The sequence below is a fragment of the Arthrobacter terricola genome (genome assembly GCF_004354015.1).
Lineage (GTDB): Bacteria > Actinomycetota > Actinomycetes > Actinomycetales > Micrococcaceae > Arthrobacter > Arthrobacter terricola.
Genome location: NZ_SMRU01000076.1, coordinates 1 through 3,517 on the forward strand (window position 1 = coordinate 1; position 3,517 = coordinate 3,517).

The window sequence follows — 3,517 nt, forward strand, 5'->3', positions numbered from 1 at the left end:
TGTGTCAACTCTTTTTGGCCCCGGCATGACGGCTATTTTTGGCCCCACTTTTCCGATGTCAACCTGATTCAGGACCGTTGAGACGGATTGCTCGAATGACCACCCGTATCGTTTCCTTACTGGCGAGAGTGCCCAGGCATCTGTGTATTTGCGTCTACCGGGATATGCCGACAGTGCCATCCTCTGGGAGACTGCACTCAGATAGATCCCAAAGGCAAACGCGAGGGGGCCCTGTGGTCGGAGAGACACTTCAACCAACGCCGCGTGGATGGTGGGAAAAAGCCTTTGTGGTGGGTCTCATCATCGGTCTTGCGGTGACTGTCGCCGCAACCATCGCGGTGATTCTGAAACAACTCGATTTCTGGTCCTACCTAGTTATCGCGTTGGGGACAAACATCGTCCTCCAGTTAGTTTTGCCCCTGCTTGTCGCCCCGCTGATCACGAAACGAGAAGCGCTGGACGCCGAGATGGGCATCGTTGAATGTGGCATTCGATCCAGGTCACTGCCCCCTGGCCCTCCACCGCCGGACTCGTCCTATCAGAGCGGTTGGCTTATCGGATATGCCAAGAAGGAGAACGACTCTCTGGTCTTTCAGCCCAGAAAAAAGTCCACAGGTTCTCTAGTGGGGAGCCCTTTGACCTTTCAGAACGTCACGCCTTTGACAGGTGGTCTAAGGACTCCGGCTGCAGCTTCTTGGTATCTCGGACCTCTCAGCCGCGGCAGAACTGTCGTCTTCTTGAAGACGGATAGAGGTGTCATTGAAGTGAGTGGTTCCGTCGTTGGCCTGAAGGCCGTTGGAGCCTACCCTGCCGAGGCTGTGTAGCTGATCGAGCCTGCAGAACGCTTCGCCCCTTGAACCGCGACCGGCCTGTCTCGTTTAGCCTGCCTTTTGTTGGGCGATGGTGTGGGCGAGCCGGTAGGAGTCGGTGCCGGTTTCGATAATGGCACCGTTGAAGGTCAGCCGGTCCACGATCGCGGCGCAGAGCCGCGGGTCGGTGAACGTTTTGGTCCAGCCGGAGAAGGACTCGTTGGAGGCGATCGCTATGGAGTTTTTCTCCTCTCTTTCGGTGAGGACCTGGAAGAGGAGTTCGGCACCACGGCGGTCCAGTTCCATATAGCCCAGCTCGTCAATACACAGCAGATCGACCCGGCCGTAACGGGCGATCGTCTTGGCCAGGACCTTCTCATCGGCGGCCTCGACGAGTTCGTTCACGAGCCTCGTGGCGAGGGTGTATTTGACCCGGTAGCCCTGTTCCGCTGCCGCGGTGCCGAGCCCGATGAGCAGATGGGTTTTGCCCGTTCCGGAGTCTCCGATCAGGCACAGGGGTGCGCCTTTGCGGATCCAGTCCCCGGTGGCCAGGGTGTGGATCGTGGCGGGATTGATGTTCGGGTTCGCGTCGAAATCGAAGTCCCCAAGCCACTTGGGCCTTGGAAAGTTCGCGGCTTTGACCCGGCGGATTGAGGAACGCCGGTCACGGTCATCGCATTCGGCCAGCAGCAGCTCGGCCAGGAAGCCCTGGTAGGAGAGTTGTTCCTTCCCGGCGACGGTGAGGGCTTCGTCCAGGACTGCACGGACGGTGGGCAGGCGCAGCCGGCGACAGGCCTGGTCCACGGCGGCGACAGCGGCCTGTTCAGTGAGGCCGCGCCGCCGGCGGAGGGTCGGGGTGATGGTGGTGGCCGGTGCGGTGGGACTCATGAGATGTTCTCCTTCGACTCGGGTCCTGCAGGGTTTTGGGCGCGTTTGGCCAGCAGCTCGTCATAGGCCCTGACTGAGGGCAAGGGCCGGGTATCGCGCGGCAGTCCTGCGATGACCGCGGCGGGGTCCATCAGCCGGCGCTGGGTCAGGCTGACAACTCGTTGCACTTTCGCTTCAGCATGAGCACCGCGATGACGGTCCGAACCGGACCCACCCCCGGCTGGAGCTGTTGCGTGCCTGCGGGCCTCGACCGCAACCACATCGGCGCTGACCGCTCCCACGCCCAGCGCCGCGGTGATCCCCGCCTCGAGATCTGCCGCGTCCATGGAACGGTGGAGCAGCAAGACGTCGATCAGTTCACGGGTCCCCTCGGAGTCGCCGTTGACCCGGCGCGAGGCAGCCCAGAACGCTTCATGGGCGCTGGTGAAAGCCCCGGACTCCCGCGCCCGGGCCAAAGCGGTGGAGCCAGGCAAAGCGCCGGGCTTGGTCTTGAGGACCTCCAGGTAATGGTCCAGCTGGACGGACTGAGCGCCCTTGGCAACGATCCGCTGATGCCGGGCCGCCACCGCGCGGCCGTCGAACACCACAACCTCCGACGCCCGCAGGGACACCCGGACTCTTCTGCCGATGAACCGGGCGGGCACCGAGTATTTCACCATCCTCACCGTGATCATCGAGGACCGGTCCACCCGAGGGTTCAGCACCAGGCCGGGATCGAACTCTTCGGCCGGCAACGGTGCCAGGAACGGGGCCTCGGCCTCGAGGTCCTGACCGATGGTGCGGATCCGGTCATTGATCCGTCGCCCATCGTCTTGGACCTCCCAGGCCCGGATCCGGTCATTGAGCTCCTCAAGGGACCTCGCGACAGGCATCGGGGAAAGCCGGTTGCGGCGGAACCAGCCCACCTCACCCTCGACCCCGCCCTTCTCATGAGCCCCGGCAATACCTGGCTGGCAATAGAAGGAATCAAAGCCATAGAAGGAACGGAACAACACCCACCGGTCGTTCTCCAGGCGGTTCCGGCCCTGCCCGAACACCACGGACCTGACGGCACTGGTGAGGTTGTCATAGCGGATGTGTTTGACCGGCACCCCGCCGATCTCGTTGAACGCCTCGATATGGCCCTCCAGAAAAGCTTCCTGGGCCTGTGTGGGATAAATCCGGTGGATGGCCTTGCCGGAGTGGGAGAGCCGGAAGATGAACATGTGGCACTTCGTCTTCATCCCGTTCAGGATGATCCAGACTTCACCGAAGTCCACTTCCGCTTCCGCCCCGGGGGCGTGTTCCTGCGGAACGAACACCTCGACCCGGCGGCCTGCTTCGACATCGATCTGGGCCCGGCGGACCCGGACGTAGTCCCGCACGGTCGAATACGACAGCTCCTGGGCGCCATGCTCCTCAATGAGCCGGGCAAGGATCCTGCGGGCGGTATGGCGTTGCTTCCGCGGCGCGGTCGTGTCCTCGGTCAGCATGGCATCAATCGCCGGTTTGAACGGCTCCAACCGCCAGGACACCCCTTGCCTCGGCTTACGCTCCGGCGGTGCAGCTGATTCCAGAGCCTGCCTAACCGTCCTGCGGTGCACCCCGTGCCGGGCCGCCAGCGCACGAACCGACAAGCCCTCGACCCGGGCATCGCGTCGGATCCGCGCGAACAACTCCACCCTCGACTCCATCCAGACCAGCCTTCCGCCGCATCCATCCACTGATGAATCCAACGTTGAAGGCGGGGCCACACATAACCGTCGCAACTGCCCGGCGAGTCACAAAGTGGGGCCAGAAATAACCGTCCTACCGGGGCCATCCAAACCTGTCACAGTCAT

Annotated in this window: 3 protein-coding genes; 1 reads left to right on the forward strand and 2 read right to left on the reverse strand. The window is 62.7% G+C overall.

What is annotated here, in order from left to right:
* The first annotated feature begins 233 nt into the window (after positions 1–233).
* Positions 234–824, forward strand: coding sequence for a hypothetical protein (locus tag E1809_RS26150; RefSeq protein WP_133207131.1), 591 nt, complete (start codon positions 234–236; stop codon positions 822–824).
* A 54-nt stretch (positions 825–878) separates the two neighbouring features.
* Here E1809_RS26150 and istB read toward each other — a convergent pair whose 3' ends face one another.
* Positions 879–1,697: an IS21-like element helper ATPase IstB gene (gene istB / locus E1809_RS26155; protein WP_133207132.1), complete on the reverse strand. Its 819-nt coding sequence runs from the start codon at positions 1,695–1,697 to the stop codon at positions 879–881.
* Positions 1,694–3,370 carry an IS21 family transposase gene (gene istA / locus E1809_RS26160; protein WP_133207133.1) on the reverse strand — a complete coding sequence of 559 codons (1,677 nt, stop codon included), beginning with the start codon at positions 3,368–3,370 and terminating at the stop codon, positions 1,694–1,696. Before istA ends, istB begins: the two co-directional genes overlap by 4 nt.
* Positions 3,371–3,517: the final 147 nt, after the last annotated feature.